This is a genomic window from uncultured Winogradskyella sp. (assembly GCF_947498005.1).
Taxonomy (GTDB): Bacteria; Bacteroidota; Bacteroidia; order Flavobacteriales; family Flavobacteriaceae; genus Winogradskyella.
Genome location: NZ_CANMIW010000025.1, coordinates 1 through 1861 on the forward strand (window position 1 = coordinate 1; position 1861 = coordinate 1861).

Sequence of the window (1861 nt, forward strand, 5' to 3'; positions counted from 1 at the left end):
AAATCATTCCGTTTTACATATTCGTTAAGTTTATCTTCTAAATCGAAGTTCATAGGTTTGTTTAGCTTGCAGGTAACGTGTTTGTGTATGATTTCGTTGCGTGTTTAAGCACTAAATTTAGCAAATAATTCACAGATAGAAAGTCCGCGAGGACTTTCGTAAGTAAGCTATAACAAGCAATGAATTATACACGGTGTTGTGCGTTCGTTTTTTTATCAATTACATCCAATTTTCGGAACACATAACATTGTAGGTAAACCTCCCAAAATTGATATTCCTACTTGTTCAGATTCCGATTTAAATAATAGAATATTGTTTTCAATCTTTTCAGGTAATTCATTCGGTAAACTCATTCTATAAATAATTGCCTTTTCCAAATTATCACTCAAAAAAGCTATGTTACTTATTCCACGAGGCGATTCCATTTCTCCAATTCCGATAATTTTAAAATTCTTGATTACGTGATAAGAATTCTGATTATTCAAATCCCTTAATTTCCCCAAATAAGTAATTTCAGCTTTTGTGTGTTTTTCTGTCAATATTTGCTTTTCCAAAATTTTGTTTTCAGAAACAAATTGTTTGTAAAACTGTAATTTCGATAAACCAAAAGCATACTTTTCAGTCAATTCTTTTCCGTTCATATTCTGATTGAAAACTAAAGTATCTAAAATTATGTCAGATTTATTCTTTTCCGTTTCTACTTGATATTCCGCAATTCTGTTATTCCACGTGTCAATTTGTTTCTGCTTTTGATTACAACTAATCAGCAGAAATAAAATCGGTAAAAAAAGAATTTTATTCAAACTCACAATGTTTTTCTTAAATGACGCACAACGTGTTTGTGTATGGTTAGTTGCGTGTTTCAGCAACTAATTTAGTAAACAAAAACGAGCGCGAGAAAATTCCGAAGGAATTTTCCAAATAAGCAACAACCAAAGCAATTAATTATACACGGTGTTGGCAATAGTTATTTATTTTTCAAATTATTTATTTTCTGATCTATGAATATTTTTTCAAAGTCTTCTACAGAAAGATTTTCAACGTATTCAATGTCTTTTTCATCAACTCCACCACCAAAAATAAATCCACTCCCTTTTATTCGATAACTTACGATACTATCTAATTTAATAATCAGCGTTCCATTAACTTGCTGCTTTATTATTAATGTAGTTTCAATTTCCGCTTTTTTATCAGGAATTTCGATTTTTGAAAGGTATTTGTCATTTTTTACTGAAACGTAATATAAATTTGTGCTTTTGAGTTTTTCAAAATCTAAATCAATTTCCGTTTCATAGTTAGATTTCAAATTAAGTTCTCCATATGCTTGAGGTAAACTCGTTGCTATGAAGGCAAATGAACAAATTCCAATCAGGATTGGTTTGGGAAGAAATTTTAGTTTTTTAATTCCGATTGAATTTTTAATTCTGTAGTGATAAGAAAATGGCAAAATTAATAATGCTATTAAATCCGAATAGTCTACAATTCGGTTGATTCCAATTCCGAAACCATTTAAAAAATCAAAAACAAATTGCGAGGAACTACTTTTCCAAAAAACGAACAAAATTCCAGTCAGAATGTAAATAGGTTTGACTTTACTTTTGAAGAAAAGACTAACGAAATAAGGAAAGGCAAAAAGTCCAACGAAATCAGATAGTTTCCCTGTCAGATAATTATGAAACTGATGTTTAAGATAAAAGTCATTAAGTAGCAAAATGAAAACCGAAATCAAAAATAATTTTCCGTAAATCAGACTTTTAGATTGCGTTTTGTTCATAATTATTGCCAACGTGTTTGTGTATGGTTAGTTGCGTGGTTAAGCAACTAAGTTAGCAAACTTTAACGAACCCGTGAATATTCCGAA

General features: G+C 30.0%; 2 protein-coding genes. Both read right to left on the reverse strand.

What is annotated here, in order from left to right; genetic code table 11:
- Positions 1-215 precede the first annotated feature (215 nt).
- A complete protein-coding gene (locus tag Q0891_RS17170) occupies positions 216-803 on the reverse strand; it encodes a hypothetical protein (RefSeq protein WP_299103570.1) in 588 nt (195 codons plus the stop codon).
- Positions 804-967: 164 nt separating this feature from the next.
- A complete protein-coding gene (locus tag Q0891_RS17175; RefSeq protein ID WP_299103571.1) occupies positions 968-1774 on the reverse strand; it encodes a hypothetical protein in 807 nt (268 codons plus the stop codon).
- Positions 1775-1861: the final 87 nt, after the last annotated feature.

Bases quoted from the DNA above. Each gene is read 5' to 3' on its own strand.
- Q0891_RS17175 (WP_299103571.1), bottom strand. From the start codon at position 1,774: ATGAACAAAACGCAATCTAAAAGTCTGATTTACGGAAAATTATTTTTG.